Origin of the sequence: Algoriphagus aquaeductus, from assembly GCF_003253485.1 — a bacterium.
Lineage (GTDB): Bacteria > Bacteroidota > Bacteroidia > Cytophagales > Cyclobacteriaceae > Algoriphagus > Algoriphagus aquaeductus.
Genome location: NZ_QKTX01000009.1, coordinates 106,869 through 126,453, shown reverse-complemented (window position 1 = coordinate 126,453; position 19,585 = coordinate 106,869). Strand labels below are relative to the sequence as shown.

17 protein-coding genes are annotated in these 19,585 nt (G+C 44.2%); 10 read left to right on the top strand and 7 right to left on the bottom strand.

Translation table 11 applies throughout. The features are described 5' to 3' along the window. Positions 1–134: 134 nt before the first annotated feature. The 4 genes from CLV31_RS13280 to lpxK form a co-directional block, all read right to left on the bottom strand. Entirely contained in the window at positions 135–1,379 is a 1,245-nt protein-coding gene (locus tag CLV31_RS13280; RefSeq protein WP_111393385.1) for an ABC transporter permease, read from the bottom strand. A gap of 158 nt (positions 1,380–1,537) precedes the next feature. Continuing rightward, entirely contained in the window at positions 1,538–2,149 is a 612-nt protein-coding gene (miaE, locus tag CLV31_RS13275) for a tRNA-(ms[2]io[6]A)-hydroxylase (RefSeq protein WP_181452634.1), read from the bottom strand. Between the two features lie 163 nt (positions 2,150–2,312). Continuing rightward, the gene (locus CLV31_RS13270; RefSeq protein ID WP_245943397.1) at positions 2,313–4,256 is read right to left on the bottom strand and encodes a putative porin; all 1,944 of its coding nucleotides are present in this window, start codon (positions 4,254–4,256) and stop codon (positions 2,313–2,315) included. Then, entirely contained in the window at positions 4,253–5,302 is a 1,050-nt protein-coding gene (gene lpxK / locus CLV31_RS13265; protein WP_111393383.1) for a tetraacyldisaccharide 4'-kinase, read from the bottom strand. The genes CLV31_RS13270 and lpxK overlap by 4 nt, the downstream gene beginning before the upstream one ends. A 40-nt stretch (positions 5,303–5,342) precedes the next feature. On the opposite strand from lpxK, the gene CLV31_RS13260 reads away from it, so the two are divergent. The 3 genes from CLV31_RS13260 to CLV31_RS13250 all read left to right on the top strand — a co-directional run bounded on the left by CLV31_RS13260 (position 5,343) and on the right by CLV31_RS13250 (position 7,738). Beyond that, positions 5,343–6,443 (top strand): Nif3-like dinuclear metal center hexameric protein, encoded by a 1,101-nt coding sequence (locus CLV31_RS13260; protein WP_111393382.1) that lies wholly within the window; start codon positions 5,343–5,345, stop codon positions 6,441–6,443. Positions 6,444–6,446: 3 nt separating this feature from the next. Beyond that, complete coding sequence (locus tag CLV31_RS13255) at positions 6,447–7,217, top strand: zinc ribbon domain-containing protein (RefSeq protein WP_111393381.1); 771 nt, start codon at positions 6,447–6,449, stop codon at positions 7,215–7,217. Between the two features lie 98 nt (positions 7,218–7,315). Then, positions 7,316–7,738, top strand: coding sequence for a hypothetical protein (locus tag CLV31_RS13250; RefSeq protein WP_146250897.1), 423 nt, complete (start codon positions 7,316–7,318; stop codon positions 7,736–7,738). Here CLV31_RS13250 and CLV31_RS13245 read toward each other — a convergent pair. After that, on the bottom strand, positions 7,716–8,345 hold the full coding sequence (locus CLV31_RS13245; protein WP_111393379.1) for a histidine phosphatase family protein: 630 nt from the start codon (positions 8,343–8,345) through the stop codon (positions 7,716–7,718). The two genes, CLV31_RS13250 and CLV31_RS13245, sit on opposite strands and share 23 nt — an antisense overlap. A gap of 53 nt (positions 8,346–8,398) precedes the next feature. On the opposite strand from CLV31_RS13245, the gene CLV31_RS13240 reads away from it, so the two are divergent. The 4 genes from CLV31_RS13240 to CLV31_RS13225 are packed head-to-tail and all read left to right on the top strand — an operon-like array spanning position 8,399 to position 12,250. Beyond that, positions 8,399–8,821 carry a hotdog fold thioesterase gene (locus CLV31_RS13240; protein ID WP_111393378.1) on the top strand — a complete coding sequence of 141 codons (423 nt, stop codon included), beginning with the start codon at positions 8,399–8,401 and terminating at the stop codon, positions 8,819–8,821. Next, complete coding sequence (locus tag CLV31_RS13235) at positions 8,818–10,032, top strand: chorismate-binding protein (RefSeq protein ID WP_111393377.1); 1,215 nt, start codon at positions 8,818–8,820, stop codon at positions 10,030–10,032. Before CLV31_RS13240 ends, CLV31_RS13235 begins: the two co-directional genes overlap by 4 nt. Next, positions 10,029–11,717: a 2-succinyl-5-enolpyruvyl-6-hydroxy-3-cyclohexene-1-carboxylic-acid synthase gene (gene menD / locus CLV31_RS13230; protein WP_111393376.1), complete on the top strand. Its 1,689-nt coding sequence runs from the start codon at positions 10,029–10,031 to the stop codon at positions 11,715–11,717. Before CLV31_RS13235 ends, menD begins: the two co-directional genes overlap by 4 nt. Further along, positions 11,714–12,250, top strand: a complete 537-nt coding sequence (locus tag CLV31_RS13225; protein ID WP_111393375.1) for a leucine-rich repeat domain-containing protein — start codon at positions 11,714–11,716, stop codon at positions 12,248–12,250. The genes menD and CLV31_RS13225 overlap by 4 nt, the downstream gene beginning before the upstream one ends. A gap of 227 nt (positions 12,251–12,477) precedes the next feature. Here CLV31_RS13225 and CLV31_RS13220 read toward each other — a convergent pair whose 3' ends face one another. Further along, positions 12,478–13,263 carry a helix-turn-helix transcriptional regulator gene (locus CLV31_RS13220; RefSeq protein WP_181452633.1) on the bottom strand — a complete coding sequence of 262 codons (786 nt, stop codon included), beginning with the start codon at positions 13,261–13,263 and terminating at the stop codon, positions 12,478–12,480. Between the two features lie 203 nt (positions 13,264–13,466). Beyond that, positions 13,467–14,336 carry a LysR family transcriptional regulator gene (locus CLV31_RS13215; RefSeq protein WP_111393373.1) on the bottom strand — a complete coding sequence of 290 codons (870 nt, stop codon included), beginning with the start codon at positions 14,334–14,336 and terminating at the stop codon, positions 13,467–13,469. 175 nt (positions 14,337–14,511) lie between these two features. Here CLV31_RS13215 and hutH point away from each other — a divergent pair, with 175 nt between their 5' ends. The 3 genes from hutH (at position 14,512) to CLV31_RS13200 (ending at position 19,545) form a co-directional block, all read left to right on the top strand. Next, positions 14,512–16,077, top strand: coding sequence for a histidine ammonia-lyase (gene hutH / locus CLV31_RS13210; protein WP_111393372.1), 1,566 nt, complete (start codon positions 14,512–14,514; stop codon positions 16,075–16,077). 104 nt (positions 16,078–16,181) lie between these two features. After that, positions 16,182–17,426 carry an imidazolonepropionase gene (hutI, locus tag CLV31_RS13205; protein ID WP_111393371.1) on the top strand — a complete coding sequence of 415 codons (1,245 nt, stop codon included), beginning with the start codon at positions 16,182–16,184 and terminating at the stop codon, positions 17,424–17,426. Between the two features lie 115 nt (positions 17,427–17,541). Further along, the gene (locus tag CLV31_RS13200; RefSeq protein ID WP_111393370.1) at positions 17,542–19,545 is read left to right on the top strand and encodes a urocanate hydratase; all 2,004 of its coding nucleotides are present in this window, start codon (positions 17,542–17,544) and stop codon (positions 19,543–19,545) included. Positions 19,546–19,585 lie beyond the last annotated feature (40 nt).

Below are 19,585 nucleotides of genomic sequence, written 5' to 3'. Positions count from 1 at the left end.
TCAAAAAGGCAGAAATCGAGAATCCTTCGGTCGCCTGTGCTGAGCACAGTTGAAGCATCCGACCCATTAAAGAAAGAGAATTTGGCTGGTGGTGCAATAGCGGACAATCAGATAAAGGATTTATCAAACTAACCTTACTCGTACCTCAAAGACTCGATAGGGTCTAGTTTACTTGCTTTGAAAGCAGGGATGTATCCGGCGATCAGACCTACCACAATACAAATCGCAAAAGAAATAATCATCCATAACCACGGAACCAAAAATCCTCCCGGTCCAATGAAATTTGCGATGATATTGCCAATCCCAATGCCCAGCATCATCCCGAATAAGCCTCCGATCACGCAGATGGTGATTGCTTCTATCAAGAATTGCTGCCTGATCCGCAAGGGTGTGGCACCTAAAGCTTTTCTGATTCCGATTTCCCGAGTTCGCTCGGTGACCGAAACGAGCATAATATTCATCAATCCAATCGATGCTCCCAAAAGGGTAATGAAGCCAATCCCGAATCCTCCGATGCGTAGATATCCTGCCACTTCTTCCAAACTTTCGGCTACAGATTGACTTTTGGCCAGCTCAAAGGAATCTTCCTGAGCGACCCGGTCCTGCCGGATTTTGCGCATGATTCCGGTTGCCTGGCCCATTTCATAATCGATTTTTCCGGGATCTGAAGCCACTCCGGTAATCCTGTAATTGAACGTCCCCCGCTTGTCAAGTCGGGAGGCATTTTCTATGGGTATCAAAATCTGCCGATCAGCGCCTTGGTCCTGCCCCACTCCACCTTGTTTATCCAAAACACCTACCACAGTGTAAGGTCTACCGAAAATGACGATTTTCTGATTGAGCGGTTCCTCACCTGATTCAAATAGCGTCTCTTCAAGTTCTTTTCCAATGATAGCCACATTGTTTCCGTACCGTACTTCCATTTGGCTGAAGTTTCTGCCTTTGGCCAATTTCATGGCTTTGATGGAAAGGTAATTTTCATCTCCTCCTCTTACTCTGGTGTTTGGATTGGTCTTTTTCGAACCTCTTTTTACTTCGGCAGCACCAGAAACGGAAGTAAATACCGTGGAAATCCCGATAGAAGCATACTGTTCTTTGAAACTTTGAGCTTCACGGAAAGTGATGGATGGATAAGTCTTTTCTGTTTTTCCTTCCTGAACTACTCTTCCCCCGCTTGCCCCTTTGTTTCGAATATCAAAGGAATTGGCACCCAATCCGGCAAAACTCTCTGCAATTTGGGCCTTTATTCCATCAATGGCGGTCAGCATTCCCACCAAGGAAGATATTCCAATGGCAATGATCGCTCCGGTCAAAACGGTTCGAAGGAGATGGACTTTTACAGAATTGAGAGCCTCGCGGACATTTTCGATCAGATTCATGGAGTGTTCGTTTTAGAACAGGTTATGGAAAATCTTGTAAAAGACAGGTTTAATTATAAAGAAAATGCACTTGAATTAGGGCATTTCAGCATTTTTTAACTTTCAAATCCCTCTGCATCCTAATCGGATTTTTCCATGCTCTGCAGTCATGGGTAAGTTCAATGCATTCGATCTCCTCTCAGTTCTATCTCTTTGAGCACCTCTGCTTCAAAAGTAAGCCACTCTTGCCAGCGTTTATTGACTTTCTCAGGATCTTGATACTTCCTCGCCATTTCAATAAAGGTCACATAATGGCCCGCCTCTGATATCATCAGTTCGTAATAAAACTTTTGAAGGTCAACGTCCATGATGTGTTTGGACAAAAGCTTAAAGCGCTCACAGCTCCTTGCTTCAATCAACGCATTCATCAGCAAAGACTCGGTGAGCTGATCCATCCGGCTTCCTCCTTTTTTGACAAACTCGTTAAGTTTGGCTACATACTCATCTTTTCGCTGCCTCCCAAACTTCATCCCCCTTTTTCTCAATTGCTCCATGACCCGCTCAAAATGCCCCCACTCTTCGGCAACAATTGGAGTCAAAGTGTCGACCAAAAAGTCCAAATCATTGAATCTGATAATCAGACTAATGCAGGAGGAAGCCGCTTTTTGCTCACAATAGGCATGATCAGTCAAGATATCCTCAATCTGCATTTGAGCTATATCCACCCAGCGGGGATCTGTGGGCAGCTTGAGATGGAGCATTTTTTGACGTGTGGATTCTTCCCAACTCATGGCAATTACGATTAACGATTGGTTGATTGACGACTTAATTCAAGATTTTGACCCTTCTTTTCAAATCTCAAAACCAGAAATTTAAACTCCTTCTAATGGTCAATTTTAAGTTTATTTATTCCAAGTATCTTAAATCTTGTGTCTAATGTCTTGTGTCTTACTTTCAATCAAACAAATACCAAGTGATTCCCAAATCCAAAAATGATCGATAGCCGGTGTAATCGGGTGTCACAAAATATCCTTCATTGGACATCATTCCAGCATTGAGATGATTGTATTTAAACAGTACCCTCGTTCGATTAATTCTAAAATCCAGGAAAATATCAGCCACAGGATAGCCGTAAACATTGAAAGTGTTTTGAAGATAAAATTGCTGGTAGGACGGATTATAGGCCTCGGCAAAGAAGGAAGATTTGTATCTTACATCCACACCCAATTGGACAAACACATTTTCATTAAATAGCGGGCTATCAAAATAAAAACGGGTATTACCATACCATTTCGGAATTCGAAATTGGTCAGCGGCCTCTCCTGAGACTTGAGTGAAAATGACTTCGGCATCCAGTCGAAACTTTTTACCTAATCTAAAATTGGCCGCAAAGCCCGGCATAATCATAAACGCTTCACCGCTTGCCTGGGCGACAAGTTGATCTTCCCCAAAATAGATGTAATTGTTGACCCGATTCAGTGTCAGACTGGGTCTTAGTCGGAGGTTTTCCAAGTCGACTTTAATGCTCCCTCTTACCTGATCGACGCCGATATCCGAAAAATTATTTTCCCATTGAAAATGATTCCCATAATAGATTTGCTGCATGGAAGTGGGCTTATACAGCGCTTTGGTGTATTCCACATCCAACCATGGGGAAATAAAAATGCCATGAATCTTAAAATTCCCGGGGATCAGGTATTCTCCGTCTGCACTGACTTCCCATTTTTCAGAAATCTTTCCAATCAACTCCCCTCCGATATAAAATTCATTGAACGCGGATCTTTTATTCGGAAAAAAGGGACTCTCCATCCGACCATTTCTCAGCTTCATAAAGGAATTGTAGTAAAAGCCTTTGAAGGTTCCTTTTAATCCAAACTCATTTCTCCATTCTTCAAAGTCATTTTTATTTTGTGTGGTATCTGGATTGTTGAACCGATTTGAATTAAAAAACAGAGCATCGGGGGTATCCAAAAGTGATTCTACTACCAGATTCTGATTTTTTCGGTCAAAAACATGATAAAACTGCAGTCCATTGCCCAGCTTATACTCGTGATACAAATGAAAATCCTGTCGCAGATCCCTTGCTCGGGTATTTTGAAGCCAAACTTTGGCATCTTCATAAGTAAAATACAGGGAATTGGGATCTACTTCAGGAGGAATGATCCCTCCTATCTCATTGACCACATGTTTCATTCTGGAAAAAGCCGCTAGCAACCAATAGCGGCCGTTTTCAGATCGGTAATTGGTATGCAAACCATAGGCATTCTGTACGGTCATATGGTCGTCTCGCTGCGCCGGATTGAGCGTTTTACGAATCCTTAGCGTATTGAAATCCAAGCCTATATTCCATCTGGGATTGACATTTCTGGCAAAGGCAACATCCAGCATGTTGCGGTTACCTCCACCAAAAAACGCAGACATTTCTGTGAATGGGGATTTGGTATCAAAAAACTTCCTTTTGGAAGGATCTCTAAAATAAAGATCGTAGGCATGAAATCCGGAAGTCACTCCAATGACTTCAGGTACAGAATAATACATCGGCTTGGCAGCACTTCCGATATTACCCAGGTCCTGATATTTCCAGCCTGATTTAGCTACTGGATCATAGTTGTGAAAATTATCCAGAAGAGTGTCTTGCTCGTAAAGTTTGAGGTTATTTCTCTTGATGGCTTTCTCAAAAAAATAAAGCGTGGTTTTGGGGCCATACACCTGCTTGGTACTATCATCCAATAGCGTCCGACGCCCCTCAGCGTCCTCCTCCTCTGGATCTGCCAATTGTCTTCCTTGCCTCGGGCCCTGATTTGCCCCTGAGTTCACCTGGGGTATGGGTCGCTGCGCAAAAAGTGGCTGAAATGCCAACATCAATAAAAATACAGGGATTAAAGCTCTTTTTGTCACTTTTCTATGAATTTTTCACGAATGATGCGGAGCAAGTTTTCCTGTTCATCAGATTCAAATTTTACCTGGATAGGCAGGGCAAAAATCGAAATTTCCTCCAATTTTTCCTGTTCGGCCAAGGATTTTAGTTTTACAGCATCTTTTTCTGTGGTAAGGAATACCGGACTGGAATCGCGATGCTTTTTCCAAATGCCTAAAATTTGGTGAGCTTCCTTTGGACCGTAATCGTAATGGTCAGCAAATGAAACGAATTCCAATACCTCAAAATTACTTTTACAAAAATTCCAAAACAGGGTATTGTCAGCCAATCCAGCGATCAATACCACTCTTGAATGAAATTCGGTGGATTTTCCCCATATCCATTTCGGCTTTCCATATCCGATCTTGGAGAAAAAAACAGGAATATCCCTACAGGCATATTTTCGGATCGAAATCAAATAGGATTCTTGCTCCGATTGGGACAACAATTCTGGACTTTTGGTTACGATGACCATATCAGCTCTTTTCACATTTCCTCTTCGTTCTCTCAACCTTCCCAAAGGCAAAAGAAAATCCTTGAAAAAAGGTTTGGAATATGGAGTCAGAATAATGCTGAAATCTGGCTGCAGCCTTCGGTGCTGAAAGGCATCATCCAACACCACCAAACCCAATTGAGGATGGGACTGTGCCATCATGTGAAGGGCATTCACGCGGTCTTCTCCCACAAATACCGGGATCTCTTCTTCAAATTTCCCGTAAATCTGCAAGGGCTCATCCCCGATCTCTTGCGCAGAACTCCCTGGATTTGCCTGTAAAAAACCTTTGGACCTCCTGCCATACCCTCTACTCAAGGAAGCTATGGCATGGGATTCTCGAAGATGACCGATTAAAAACTCCACCATGGGAGTCTTTCCCGTTCCCCCTACGGAAAGGTTTCCTACGACTAATGTTCGAATCGGACTTTGATAGCTCCTGATCCAACCCAAATCAAAGAGGATATTTCTAACATCCGTGATGCAACGAAAAAGAAAAGCAAAAGGAAGAAGGAACACTCCGTACCAGGGCATTGGGCAGAATTGCTAATTTTGACCAAAGAAAAGAAAAAATATGGGATACCGAATTCAGGATGTCTTATCCTTTCTGGAGCAATATGCACCGCCGGCCTATCAGGAAAGCTATGACAATGCCACATTAATTTGCGGAAATAGAAGCGCTGAATTGACCGGTGTGCTTTGTACCCTCGACTGCACCGAGCAAGTGGTGGAAGAGGCAATCGCCTTGGGTGCCAATCTGATTATCGCCCACCATCCTATCGTATTCAAAGGTCTAAAAAGCCTGACCGGAAAAAATTACGTAGAACGGACCATCATCAAAGCCATTAAGGCCGATATGGCGATTTATGCCATCCACACCAATTTGGATCATGTGGCCACCGGAGTCAACAAGAGAATTGCAGATCGTTTGGGTTTAAAGGAAAATCGGATCCTTCAACCCAAAAAGCAACTTCTGAGCAAACTGGTCTTTTTTGTACCTGCCAAAGACAAAGAAAATGTGCTAAAGGCAATTTTTGATGCAGGAGCCGGCCAGATAGGTGAATACAAAGATTGCTCTTTCCAGGTGGAAGGAGTTGGGACCTTTACCCCCTCAGAAAAGGCAAATCCCCATATCGGCAGTAGGGGTATTCCCCAACAGGAACCAGAAACCAGAATTGAGGTCATTTTACCCAACCACCTGAGTCAAAGGGTAATTGCCGCCATGAAAAAAAGTCATCCTTACGAGGAGGTAGCCTACTACCTGAGTGTATTGGAAAATGAACATCAGGAAGTGGGAGCAGGAATGATAGGGATTCTGGAAAATCCCCTTTCAGAAGAAGATTTTTTCGAACATCTCAAGGAGCGCATGAACCTCAGGCATTTTAAGCATACTCCACGGATTGATAGGCCTATAAAAAAGGTCGCCGTATGCGGAGGAGCCGGTATTTTCCTATTGCCTGAAGCTAAAAAGGCACAAGCCGATGTATTCATTACCTCTGACATCAAGTACCACGAATTCTTTGATGCAGATGGCCAACTGGTGCTTTGTGATATCGGTCATTATGAGAGTGAAATTTTCACAAAAGATTTATTAGCCGAACTTTTGTCACAAAATTTTCCTAATATTGCACTCTATTTGACAAAAGTAGTTACTAATCCCACATCCTACCGATAGTACATGGAAAGTACAGTAGCACAGAAACTCGAAGCTATCTACAACCTTCAACTTATAGATTCTAGACTAGATGCCATCATTAAAGTAAGAGGAGCCCTTCCTGAAGAGGTACAGGACCTCGAAGACGAGATAGCAGGCTACGAAACCCGCCTCGAAAAATTCAAGAGAGATATTGAGGTTTTTGAGGAAGACATCAAGCGGTACAAAGAAAACATTAAGGAATCTGAAAAGCTGATCAAAAAGTATCAAGATCAGCAAATGAATGTCCGAAATAACCGTGAGTACGACGCAATCACCAAAGAACTTGAACTGCAGGATTTGGAAATCCAAGTTTCCAAAAAGAAAATAGCAGAAACAGGTGTAAAGATAGACGCCAAAAAGGCAGACTTGGAGGAACTCAACAATCTGATGAAGGATCGTCAGAAAGATCTGGACCTCAAAAAAGACGAACTCTCGACTATCGTTTCTGAAAGCGAATCCGAAGAATCCAAACTTCAGGCAGAAAGAGAAAAAGCCAGCAAGAAAGTAGAAGAAAGACTAATCAAGTCCTACTCCAAAATCAGAACCAATGCGAAAAACGGTCTTGCGGTAGTGATGGTAAAAAGAGGAGCTTGCGGAGGTTGCTTCAACACAGTTCCTCCTCAGAGACAAGCCGATATCCGTGAAAAGAAAAAGCTGATCGTTTGTGAGCATTGCGGAAGAATACTCGCAGGAGTTGAGGATGAAGTGGAAGACGACACTGTAAAAGCAAAAAGAAGAACAAGCAAAGCCTAACAACTTTGTATTCCCATAAAATCTCCGAGAACTCGGAGATTTTTTTTATGCCCAAACAATTTTTACTTTTTCTGACTTTTATTGGTAAATTGTCAGCTATGAAAAAGTTAGTAACACTTTTATTTCTCTTGACACTCTCCCTGACAGGATTTAGCAAAGATCCTGATTCCAAGACTTTCTTGGCCCTTTTCAAGGTAAAAGAGCTCCGAACTCATAAGACTAACTTAAAGGAAATAGAATCTCAGTTTTCATCATTTTTCTCGACCAAAACCTACGACGGCAATTCCGAATTGGCGCTTCTGATCGAAATCCCCTCCTGTGATTTTGACGAGTGTTTTTTGGGAGAGTTTCTGGTTGACCTTGGAGATGGGTCCAAGATTCAACTCCAAAATTTAGCTTTTCGTCTTTTTGACTTATCTGAAAACAAATCCCTCTATCAGTCTTATCTCGCGATGTACGAAGCGGAACTCTCTCAAAAAAAGAAAACACAAAAAACCGCTAAATCGGCTTCAATGCCTTGAGATGTTCCTGGTCATTGAATTTTTTCACCTCGAATACCCCTTCTTCAGATTGTTCCAATAAATACAGACAGAGATTATTGTGTTCATACTGATCCATATCCCTTAGGTCAGTATTTAGAATCAGGCTCAAGAAAATCCTCATCGCACGTCCGTGCATGCAAACCAGGATTGTTTCACCCGGTCCGGAAAGGACAATATTTATTCCCCGCTTCATCCTGACAGCAACAGTGTTGGGACTTTCCCCGCCTGCGATGGCATAATCCAGATTTCCCTGCTGCCACTGATGGAGCATATGTCGGTAGTATTCCCCCTCTTCGGGAGTCATCGGTGTACCCTCGTAATCTCCCCATGAAATCTCATTCAGTTCTGACAATGCCCTGGTGGGAATTCCCAAGTCAATAAATTGCTGAACAGATTGCTTGGTTCTGATCAATGCTGTGTGATAAATCTGATCAAAGGAAACTTCCTTATAGGCTTCAAAAAATGCAGCTGCCTGGGCACTTCCTGTCGCATTGATCGGCGCGTCTATCCCACTACCCTGTACAACTCCCTGAAGATTAAAATCTGTCTGCCCGTGTCTGACGAGGTAAATTTTTTTTCGGTTCAAGTTTCTTTATTTTTGTCCAAAGCCCAAATAAACTTCATTTAGCCCAGATTTTAATGGTTTTTGTTACCAAACCCACCTTAGAGCAACTGAATACACCAAGACGTCAATCCATGGTGGACCACTTGGGCATCCAGTATACTGCTATCGGGGACGATTTCCTGGAGGCAACAATGCCGGTAGATCATCGAACCATCCAACCCTATGGCTTGTTACACGGAGGTGCCAGTGTGGCATTGGCAGAGACCTTGGGAAGTGTATCCTCTTCTTTGACCTTGGATTTGGAAAAGCAAGTTTGTGTAGGCTTGGAAATCAACGCAAACCATCTCAAAGCAGTCAGGGAAGGAAAGGTAAGAGGCATTGCCAAACCGGTGCATTTGGGTAAATCCACCCAGGTGTGGGAAATAAAAATTTACAACGAAGCCGACCAACTGTGCTGCATCAGCCGGATTACCATGGCGATTTTGGATAAAAAATGAATTTAACGGAGACAATTACTTCGATTGCCCAAGAGGAAGCTGTTAACCTGCTTTTGCTAAATGGATTGAATTCAGGTGGTTCTTTTGCCCTATGGCGAAAACCTAAGACACAAACCTTAGAATTTATCTTAGACGATTCTTATTCCGCACTTCGGTTAGGCCTAAACTTGGAAGAGTTGCCTCAAGGATTCGTGGTTCATCCTTTCGCAGATCAGGAGGACAAAAAAGCTTTCTTCATTCGAGCTAGTCAATACTTCAAGTTCAATTTAGCTGAGCCACTTTATTCGGAAGACCTTCCGATTTGGATCCAATCAAGTCTGAATTCTGATCAAAATAATTCTCAGAAGATTGAAAGTCTGTTGCGTCAGAAGTCCGTATTGGACAAAAGCAATCCAGTACATGGAACCGAAAAAGAGGCGTTTTTACAACTGGTCAATCTCGGAATTGATGCCATTTCCCGTGGGGAATTGGAAAAAATTGTTCCCGCCCGGACCAAAAAAGTAGCCCTGCCTGAAGGATTTGACTTGGCCAGAACTTTCTTGACCCTCCTCCATTCTTACCCCAATTCCTTTGTCAACTTCTTCCATATCCCACAGGTAGGTACTTGGATGGGAGCGACTCCGGAAGTACTGATCGAAACCAAAGGAGACTTTTTTTACACCATGGCCCTTGCCGGTACCCAACCTGCAAAAGGAGAGAATCCCATGAAGTCAGCCGCCTGGACCCAAAAAGAAATAGAGGAACAAGCCTTGGTCAGCCGCTACATTGTCGATTGCTTTAAGAAAATACGACTCAGGGAATATGAAGAACATGGGCCAAAAACAGTCATGGCCGGAAATCTGCTTCATCTCAGGTCGGATTTTAAAGTGAATATGAAAGCCACCGGATTTCCTCAATTGGGGTCGGTCATGCTCGACTTATTACACCCGACCTCGGCGGTTTGCGGAATGCCCAGAAAAGAGGCCCATGAATTTTTACAAGAACATGAAAGCTTTGACAGAAGCTTTTTTGCAGGATTCCTGGGACCTGTCAATATCGAATCAGAAACCTCGATTTATGTCAACCTACGCACGGCAAATTTCCAGGAAAATGAAGTGATTCTCTTCGCCGGTGCGGGAGTCACAGAGGATTCCGATCCGGAAAAAGAATGGGAAGAGACCGAAATGAAGTGTGAAATCATCGGCAAATTCATCAAAAACCCAATCGCTTGATCATTCAGCCCATTCTCGATCTGGTGGCCATCTGTGCCAAAAAAGGAATTCAAAACGCCATCCTTTCCCCGGGTTCACGCTGTGCGCCCTTGACTTTGGCTTTTGTCCGGCATCCCGAGATTCACTCCCGGACCATTTCCGACGAGCGATCTGCGGGGTTTATAGCCTTGGGCATGGCCCAGCAATTGGGTCAGCCCGTGGTGTTGGTTTGTACTTCTGGTTCGGCGGCTTTGAATTACTTTCCTGCGGTTTCAGAGGCATTCTTTCAGCAGATTCCTTTATTGGTTTTGACTGCGGATCGACCAGCTGAGTGGATCGATCAGTGGGATGGGCAAACGATTTTTCAGGAGGAAGTTTACGGCAAACATGTCAAGAAGACCTTCCGGTTTCCGGATTCCTTTGAACAAAAGGACCAGGTTTGGCATGCCGGCAGAATAGTCAATGAAGCCATCAACTTAAGCAGGCAATTTCCTGCTGGACCTGTTCACATCAATATTCCGCTTCGGGAGCCATTTTATCCTATCGAGGGTGAAAAATTTGAATACCCTGAAATACCCCGAGAGTTTACCACAGTTACCAGCCAGCCCCAACTGAGTGAGGAAAGTCTGAAGCACATCAAAAACCGCCTTCAGGAGGTGAAGCGCTTGATGATCATCCCTGGTCAGCAAAAACCGAATCCGTCACTTCAATCCTTACTGGATCAGCTTTCCAAAAACCAAAACGTGGTGGTCGTGGCCGATACCATTTCCAATCTTCAGGGTGAGCAGAGCATTTGCCTTCATGATCATTGGTTGGGTAATGAAAATCTTCCCGGGGAATTGGCGCCGGATCTGGTGATTTCATTTGGCAAATCGCTGATTTCGAAGTCATTAAAGCAATTTCTCAGAAAGCAGGCAATATCCCATTGGCATATTCAGCCCGATGGTCAGGCCAAAGACACCTTTCAGCACTTGACCCGGATTTTGGCTTGTTCTCCCTTAGGCTTTTTCACTTGGCTTGCCCAAAACCTACCTACTCAGGAAAGTGAATTTGCGAAAGCATGGATGAGTTTGGAGAAAAAAGTTCAGGCCGCTTTACCGCCAGCTTTTGAATCGGTGGAATTTGGAGAATATTCAGTTTTGCACACGCTATTGAAAAAAATTCCTCCCTTTTCCAAAATTCACTTGGCCAATTCCATGGCGGTGCGCTATGTGAATTTTCTCGGGAAACGAAATCAGGAGATCATCTGCAACCGAGGTACGAGCGGCATAGACGGGAGCAACAGTACGGCTGTGGGATGCACGTTTACCACCAAAGAACCGGTAACCTTGATCACGGGAGATATGGCGTTTTTCTACGACAGAAATGCCTTTTGGCACAACTACGCTATGCCTAACCTGCGAATCGTGATGCTGAACAATCATGCCGGGGGAATATTCCGACTGATCGAAGGCCCAGCCAAGCAGCCGGAATTGGAAGAGTTTTTTGAAACCAGACAAAAACTCAATGCATTCCATTTAGCGGCAGAGTTTGGTTTTGAATACCAGTTGATAAAAAATCAGGAGGAATTGGAAAAAGCCCTGACTAACTTTTACGAGCCAAGTCTTAAACCCAAAATCCTGGAAATAGAATCTTCCAGTCCGAAAAATGCGGAGATCCTGAAGCAGGTGAAAACGCACATTAAAAGAGCAATTCAAGAAAAATGAGACACTTAATTATAGCACTGACGGTCTTAGTGATTGGCTGCACCACTACTGAAAAGGAAACGGAGCTGTTTGACAGCTTTGCCAACAAAGAAATTGCAGTGATCTACCTGAGTCAATTTAATCTTGACAGTGTACCCAGCGAAATTGGCAAATTGAAAAAGGCAAAGTCCTTGTACATCACCAAGGACAGCACGGGAGGCTGGGCTGTTTATCCCCCAGCGAGCGAGCTGGAGCAAATGACTGAAGTTCCTCCCTTTCGAAAATTACCAAAAGAACTTGGAGCGCTGACGAATCTTCAAAATCTCGGACTGGTCGGCCTTGATTTAAAAGAACTGCCCGACAATTTTGGTCAACTTCAGCATCTCGACAGTTTGAACTTGGCAATGAATAAACTGGCCATTTCGAAAGAGATTGGCAAACTCAAAGAACTAAAAAACCTGAAGTATTTAGCGCTTTTTGGAAACAAGGTAGACTCAACCGATGTAAATGAGCTTAAAAAAGCAAATCCAAATCTGGTAATTACATTGGATTAGAATAATGGTTTGCCATACCTTTTTCTTCTTTTTATAGGTGAAACTCTGAAATAAGGCATGTTTCAATGACAGCTATCCAAAAGACGAGAAAAGATCAGAATAAAAAAACTTGCTTTGACCTCGTTTGGGCAATCAAGAAAAAGCGGAGTTGAGGATTAGAGAATTTTTGGAATCTCGGAGCCCTTTGAAAAAATCAGAATCTTAATTCTCTTCATGGTCAGAAAACTTTAAAAACTATCGGGAGAACTGCTTCTCCCGAGGTTGTTGATAGCCCAAATCATCAATCCCAACTGACCGATCTCGAATAAAGTCAGCGGAATTAAGCCGAAAATCACGCCGATTCCGGAGAAAACCAAAATCCCTGCGATGACTCCCAAGGCACCGATAACTTGCGGAATATGAGACCACAATTTTTTGTACATCAAGTAGCCCGCCCCCATCAGTGCATAGCCGAATCCAAAAGAACTCAACTTCACCAAGTAATAATCTTGGATGTCCAAGCCATCTGAAAAAAGCGCAAATAGATCCACCGGATACCAAATCACATTCATTCCCATCATCACCCAGAGGGCAATCTTCAGAAATGGGTTGGGAAAAAACTTCATCAAGGCAATCCAACCGCCCAAAAAGGCGATATAGGTCAAAAAGGTGCCGACCTTGATCCAAGCAAAGGCAGATGGGTTTTCAACATTTCCCTGCTCTATCCATTCATATTCCCAACCGATCTCAAAAAAGGCGAGGAAAAAATAAAGTACTCCAGCTGCAAACGCCAGATAAAGATATCCCGGGATTTTCTTTTCCTCATCCGCAAATCCGGTTCTGATTTCTTCCCATTGATAATCCAAAGCCTCAAAGAGCGCCTTGACCGTGTAACTTCTCGGAGTCACTTCTCCTGCTTCGATCCGCTGAATGGTGCGGACATTCAGGTTGCATTTTTCGACGAGTTCCTCTTGCGTGAGCCCTTTGGCTTTTCTCAGTTCTGAGATTTTCTTGCCCAATTCTGGTTGCTTCATTGTGAATTGTGAGTTTGATTTAACCATGGCAAGATCTCAGATTAGATTTTTTGAAAGGCCGAAACGAGGGCGGAATTGACCCGACATTTGGACGGCATTTAATTTTGGATTGAAAATAGGAGAATCCTTAAGGATTTAAAGATTGGGAAATTGAATAATTGAAAGATTAAACCGAAATGAAATCTCAAAAATTGGTTGGAAAATCAACTGAATAAAGAGAATACCTTTCCCAAAACCGGATTACGATTTTCTGGCTTCCAAATCACTGACAGTTCCGTAAACTGGGAGATTTCCGGAATCTCCATAAAACGAACCTTCAACTCATATCCTTCTTTTAAGGACGTGGGTACAATGGCAATTCCCAATCCATTTTCCACCAATCGGAAAATGGTCAAAGCATGCACGGATTTGTGTTTGATCTTCGGCATAAATCCCGCATCCCGACAAATCCCCATGATCTGCTCGTAGTAATAATTGGAGTAATCGGACGAAAAAAGGATAAACGGCTCAGTGGCAAATTGGCCTACACTTTTGAAATCCTTGGACTGAATGGGATGATCTGCGGGAACCACCAAAGAAAACGTATCCCGAAAAACCGGTTTCATCTCCAAGTCCTCCGGCACCGATGCCAATCGCACAAAGCCCAAGTCCAACTTATCCTTTTGGATCATCTCTACTTGGGTCTGATTGCTCAGTTCTTCCAGGCTTGTAGTGATTTTTGGAAAATTCAGGCTGAGTTTTTTCAATAAATCAGGGAGCACCTGATTGGAAGCCGAACCCAAAAATCCGATTCGCAACTCTCCTTCTCTGCCCTCAGCAATTTCCAACAACTGCTGCTTCGTGCTTTCCAAATGATTCAGGACAAAATCCACTTCTTCTTTCAGATAAGCCCCTGCAACAGTCAATTCCACATGTTTTTTATCCCGCTCAAATAGCTGCACGCCCAACTCTTCCTCCAACTGCTTGATCTGCCGACTTAGCCCGGGTTGAGAGATAAACAACCGCTCGGCTGCTTTCCGATAGTTCAATTCCTCTGCCACTGCTTGGAAATAACTCAGATGTCTCAGTTCCATTAATACCTTGTAGTTATCATTTATTGACAATAATAGTATCAAAAAGCATCAAACCAAAGGGGTAATTTTACACAACCTTTGAGGTCTTAAAGACCTCGAAGGTTTCCATAATTAAGATTTTGAACATTAAATCAAAACCTTCGGGGTTTTAAAAACCCCAAAGGTTACAATACCCATGAAAACCTTCCACTACGGACAAGACACGCTCACCGCTTCACTCGCACTTGGATTGGCAAGAAAAGAGATCAAAGGCATCCTGAGTCATGAAACTTTACAAAAAATCAAAGATTCCGCCCAGGCTGTAGAAAAAATCGCCCAAGGCGAAGCCATCGTCTATGGAATCAATACAGGCTTTGGTCCGCTTTGCACCACCAAAATCTCGGCAGCAGACACTAAAACCCTTCAGGAAAATCTCCTGAAAAGCCATGCGGTCGGAGTCGGGGAACCCGTAGATCTGGAAATTTCGAAACTGATGTTGGTACTGAAAATCCATGCCTTGGCACAGGGGTTTTCTGGAATCCGTATAGAAACTGTCGAGCGGATTATATGGATGCTGGAGAATGACATCATTCCGGTAGTTCCCATTCAGGGCTCCGTGGGAGCATCTGGAGATTTGGCTCCTCTTTCCCATTTATTTTTGCCCTTGATCGGTTTGGGTAAAGTCTTTTTCAATGAAAAATTGGAACGGATGGACACGGTCTTGGCTCAATTCGACAAAAAACCACTCCACCTTGGACCCAAGGAAGGTTTGGCTTTAATAAACGGAACCCAATTCATGGCTGCTCATGGAGTAAAAGTAGTAGAGCGACTGCACAATCTCCTCACACATGCCAACATCACGGGCGCCATGATGATTGAGGGGTTGATGGGTTCGGTCAAACCCTTTTCTCCCGAACTCCATCAACTCCGGCCCTATTCAGGCAACAAACACGTGGCACAGACCATCCTGAATCTATTGAAAGACTCAGAAATCGTTGCCTCGCATCTGCATTGTGCGCGGGTTCAGGATCCTTATTCCCTTCGATGCATGCCACAGGTACACGGGGCAAGTTGGAATGCATACCTTCATCTGAAGGAAACACTTGAAATTGAAATCAATTCGGTGACAGACAATCCGGTGGTTTTTGATGAAACGCACACTATTTCCGGAGGCCACTTTCACGGACAGCCCATTGCATTACCCTTGGACTATGCAACTCTTGCGGCTTCGGAAATCGGGAATATTGCAGACCGTCGAATCTATCTCTCCATCGAAGGGGATACCCCGGGAGTTCCCAAACTTTTGCTCAAAGAAACCGGCCTGAACTCTGGATTGATGATCCCTCAGTACACCACAGCGGCTTTGGCTTCAGAGAATAAAGGTCTTTGCTTTCCTGCTTCGGCTGATTCTATTCCCACTTCATTGGGTCAGGAAGATCATGTCAGCATGGGAAGTATCAGTGCCAGAAAGGCACTTCGAGTAATCGAAAACGTGGAAAAAATCCTTGGAATCGAGTTATTCTATGCGGCACAGGCCATGGACTACCACGCACCATTGAAGTCCGGAAAAATCATGACAGCTATTTACGAGCGAGTGAGAAAGGCTATTGATCCGGTGGTTTCTGATCGGATCTTGTACGAAGATATGGAGACAGCCATTGAGTTGGTGAAAAGCGGAGAGTTGGTAAGTCTAGCCAAAAAGGTGGCCGATCAGGAAGGATTGGCTTTCGAAACGGAGTGGAGTGAGATTTTTAACTATTAAAATCCCCCACAGATTCACACAGAAAAAGCCACAGATCTTCACGGATTTTAAATCAGTGGCTATCTGTGATTTTTTCTGAGAAAATCTGTGGGAAACAAAAAAACATGAAAAAGCTAAAACTAATCGGCCCAATTTCCCAAGTTTTGACCTTGGACCACCTCCCGGTCAATGGAGCTTTGATAGACGATCAATTGGAGATTATCGAGCAGGCAGGTATCCTGATCGAGGGAGAAAAAATCCTTCAGGTTGGGAAGTGGGAAAGCCTTTTCAAAGCATTTCCAGAAGCTGAGATTTTTGAGTTAAAAGGCGATTTTGTGGTCCTACCCGGAATGGTAGATTGCCACACCCACATCTGCTTTGGAGGATCGAGAGCCAAGGATTTTGCGATGCGAAATGCGGGAAAAACCTACCTCGAGATCGCCCAAGCCGGAGGTGGAATCTGGGATACGGTGACCCAAACCCGAAAACTCAGCCCATCCGAATTGGCTAAAATTACTGCTAATCATGCCAATCGACACCTTTCCGAAGGAGTGACAACCATCGAAGTGAAAAGTGGGTATGGACTTTCTATCGAGGAAGAACTGAAAATGCTTCGGGCGATTCAAGAGGCAAATCGATCCACTTCAGCCGATTTGGTCTCTACCTGCCTCGCTGCGCACATGAAGCCAAAGGATTTTTCAAGTTCGAATTCGGAGTATTTGTCAATGATTTCAAACGAGCTTTTCCCCATTCTGAAAAAAGAAAAGCTGACCAACCGAATTGATGCCTTCGTGGAGAAAAGCGCTTTTTCCCCTGAAGAAATCGCCCCCTATTTCCAACATGCAAAAGAGCTAGGCTTTGACCTTACAGTTCATGCAGATCAATTTTCAAAAGGTGGATCAAAAGTTGCCGTTGAATTTGGTGCTCGGTCGGCTGATCACTTGGAAGCCTCCGGAGACGAAGAAATCAAACTTTTAGCCCAATCAAACACCATTGCTGTCGCTCTTCCAGGTGCTTCCATTGGATTAGGTTGTGCCTTTACTCCCGCCCGAAAACTACTAGACCAAGGTGCTGCATTGACCATAGCCTCCGACTGGAACCCGGGTTCGGCCCCGATGGGAGACTTGCTGGCGCAGTCTTCCATTTTGGCCACATTCGAAAAACTCAGCACCGCAGAGGTCTTGGCAGGAATTACTTTCCGAGCAGCGGCTGCCTTGGGATTGAATGATCGAGGAAAATTAAGCACTGGTCAATTGGCTGATTTTATCCTTTTTCCAACTTCGGATTATCGGGAGATTTTATACCAGCAGGGGAAGATGAAGCCGGTGGAAGTGTGGAAGAAAGGGAGCAAGGAGGTTGTTAAGCTTTGATGTCCGGTGTCGGATGACCGATGTCCGATGAGAATAATAACAGCATATTACTTTCTTTTCTTGGGTAAAGAACCGCAAGAATGTCGTTAATCGTAATTCAAAAATCGTAAATACCATGTCTTTTCAAGATCAAATTATACAAGGAATCCCTGCAGTTTTACCTCCCAAGAAGGGAAGGAATCCTGCTATTTCGCATGCACCAAAGCGGAAGGATATTCTTACTCCAGAAGAGAAAAAACTGGCTCTAATGAATGCCTTACGCTATTTTCCAAGAAAATGGCATTCCGAATTGGCTATTGAATTTTTAGACGAACTGAAGGCATACGGCCGCATCTACATGTATCGCTTCATGCCGGATTATGAGATGTATGCGAGAACTATCTCGGAATATCCTGCCAAATCCAAACAGGCCGCAGCGATTATGCTGATGATCCAAAACAACCTTGATCCTGCTGTTGCACAACATCCCGAGGAACTGATCACTTACGGAGGAAACGGAGCCGTTTTTCAAAATTGGGCGCAGTATCTCCTGACCATGAAATACCTCGCGGAAATGACCGACGAGCAAACGCTTCACATGTATTCTGGCCACCCTATGGGGCTTTTTCCCTCTTCTCCAGAGGCACCACGAGTCATCGTCACCAATGGCATGATGATCCCAAATTACTCCAAACCCGATGATTGGGAGCGATTCAACGCCCTCGGCGTCACCCAATATGGTCAGATGACGGCGGGTTCATACATGTATATCGGTCCTCAGGGAATCGTCCACGGCACCACCATTACCGTCATGAATGCTTTTCGCAAAAAATTGGGACCCGGTCAATCTTCCAAAGGGAAGCTTTTCCTCACAGCCGGACTGGGTGGAATGAGTGGCGCACAGCCCAAGGCAGGGAATATTGCGGGTTGTGTGACCATATGTGCGGAGGTCAATCCCGCTGCTGCCCGAAAACGCTTCGAACAAGGTTGGGTAGATGAATTGATCGAAGACTTGGATCAATTGGTTGAAAGGGTAAAGCAAGCAAAAGCTCAAGAAGAAGTGGTTTCCATTGCCTTCTTGGGCAATGTAGTAGAGGTTTGGGAGCGATTTGATTCGGAAGATATTCTTATTGAACTCGGGTCAGATCAAACTTCTTTGCATAATCCTTGGGCAGGTGGATACTATCCCGTTGGGCTTTCTTTTGAAGAATCTAATCAACTGATGGCGGAAAATCCGGGAGCCTTCAAAGAAAGAGTTCAAGAATCCCTACGCAGACAAGCCTCCGCAATCAATCGGCACGCAGCCAAAGGAACTTACTTTTTTGATTATGGAAATGCCTTTTTGCTCGAAGCCTCAAGGGCCGGTGCTGAGGTTATGGCCGAAAACGGAATTGATTTCCGTTACCCAAGCTATGTGCAGGACATTTTGGGGCCGATGTGCTTTGATTACGGATTCGGGCCATTCCGATGGGTATGTACTTCCGGAAAAGCCGAGGATCTACGAAAAACCGATCAGATTGCTGCTTCGGTATTGAAGGAACTAATGATAAATGCCCCTGCATCCATTTCTCAACAAATGGAGGATAACCTCACCTGGATTGAGGAAGCTGAGAAAAACAAATTGGTGGTGGGTTCAAAAGCTCGAATCCTCTATGCTGATGCAGAGGGAAGGGCAAAAATCGCAGATGCTTTCAATCAAGCCATTGTATCCGGTGAAATCTCAGCCCCGATTGTCTTGGGCAGAGATCATCATGACGTGAGCGGAACCGATTCCCCTTATCGGGAAACGAGTAACATCTACGATGGGAGCCGGTTTACTGCCGATATGGCCATCCACAATGTGATTGGAGACAGTTTCCGTGGAGCGACTTGGGTATCCATTCACAATGGTGGCGGAGTCGGTTGGGGTGAAGTGATCAATGGTGGATTTGGGCTGGTTTTGGACGGAAGTCAAGAAGCGGAGAGAAGACTCAAAAACATGCTTTTCTACGATGTTAATAATGGGATAGCCCGAAGAGCTTGGGCGAGAAATTCGGGTTCGATGGAAGCGATTCGGCGGGAAATGGACAGGACTCCGGGATTGAAAGTGACAGTTCCGGAATTAGTGGATGAGGAGCTACTTTTCAATTTGGATTTCTGAGGAAACAAAATCAAAAAGTTTAAATCGATATATTTGATTA

Coding starts and splice junctions, on each gene's coding strand:
- CLV31_RS13225 (WP_111393375.1), top strand. CDS start 11,714: ATGAGACACTTAATTATAGCACTGACGGTCTTAGTGATTGGCTGCACC.
- CLV31_RS13260 (WP_111393382.1), top strand. CDS start 5,343: ATGGGATACCGAATTCAGGATGTCTTATCCTTTCTGGAGCAATATGCA.
- CLV31_RS13200 (WP_111393370.1), top strand. CDS start 17,542: ATGTCTTTTCAAGATCAAATTATACAAGGAATCCCTGCAGTTTTACCT.
- CLV31_RS13250 (WP_146250897.1), top strand. CDS start 7,316: ATGAAAAAGTTAGTAACACTTTTATTTCTCTTGACACTCTCCCTGACA.
- lpxK (WP_111393383.1), bottom strand. CDS start 5,302: ATGCCCTGGTACGGAGTGTTCCTTCTTCCTTTTGCTTTTCTTTTTCGT.
- hutI (WP_111393371.1), top strand. CDS start 16,182: ATGAAAAAGCTAAAACTAATCGGCCCAATTTCCCAAGTTTTGACCTTG.
- CLV31_RS13220 (WP_181452633.1), bottom strand. CDS start 13,263: ATGAAGCAACCAGAATTGGGCAAGAAAATCTCAGAACTGAGAAAAGCC.
- CLV31_RS13240 (WP_111393378.1), top strand. CDS start 8,399: ATGGTTTTTGTTACCAAACCCACCTTAGAGCAACTGAATACACCAAGA.
- CLV31_RS13215 (WP_111393373.1), bottom strand. CDS start 14,336: ATGGAACTGAGACATCTGAGTTATTTCCAAGCAGTGGCAGAGGAATTG.
- CLV31_RS13235 (WP_111393377.1), top strand. CDS start 8,818: ATGAATTTAACGGAGACAATTACTTCGATTGCCCAAGAGGAAGCTGTT.
- miaE (WP_181452634.1), bottom strand. CDS start 2,149: ATGAGTTGGGAAGAATCCACACGTCAAAAAATGCTCCATCTCAAGCTG.
- CLV31_RS13280 (WP_111393385.1), bottom strand. CDS start 1,379: ATGAATCTGATCGAAAATGTCCGCGAGGCTCTCAATTCTGTAAAAGTC.
- CLV31_RS13255 (WP_111393381.1), top strand. CDS start 6,447: ATGGAAAGTACAGTAGCACAGAAACTCGAAGCTATCTACAACCTTCAA.
- hutH (WP_111393372.1), top strand. CDS start 14,512: ATGAAAACCTTCCACTACGGACAAGACACGCTCACCGCTTCACTCGCA.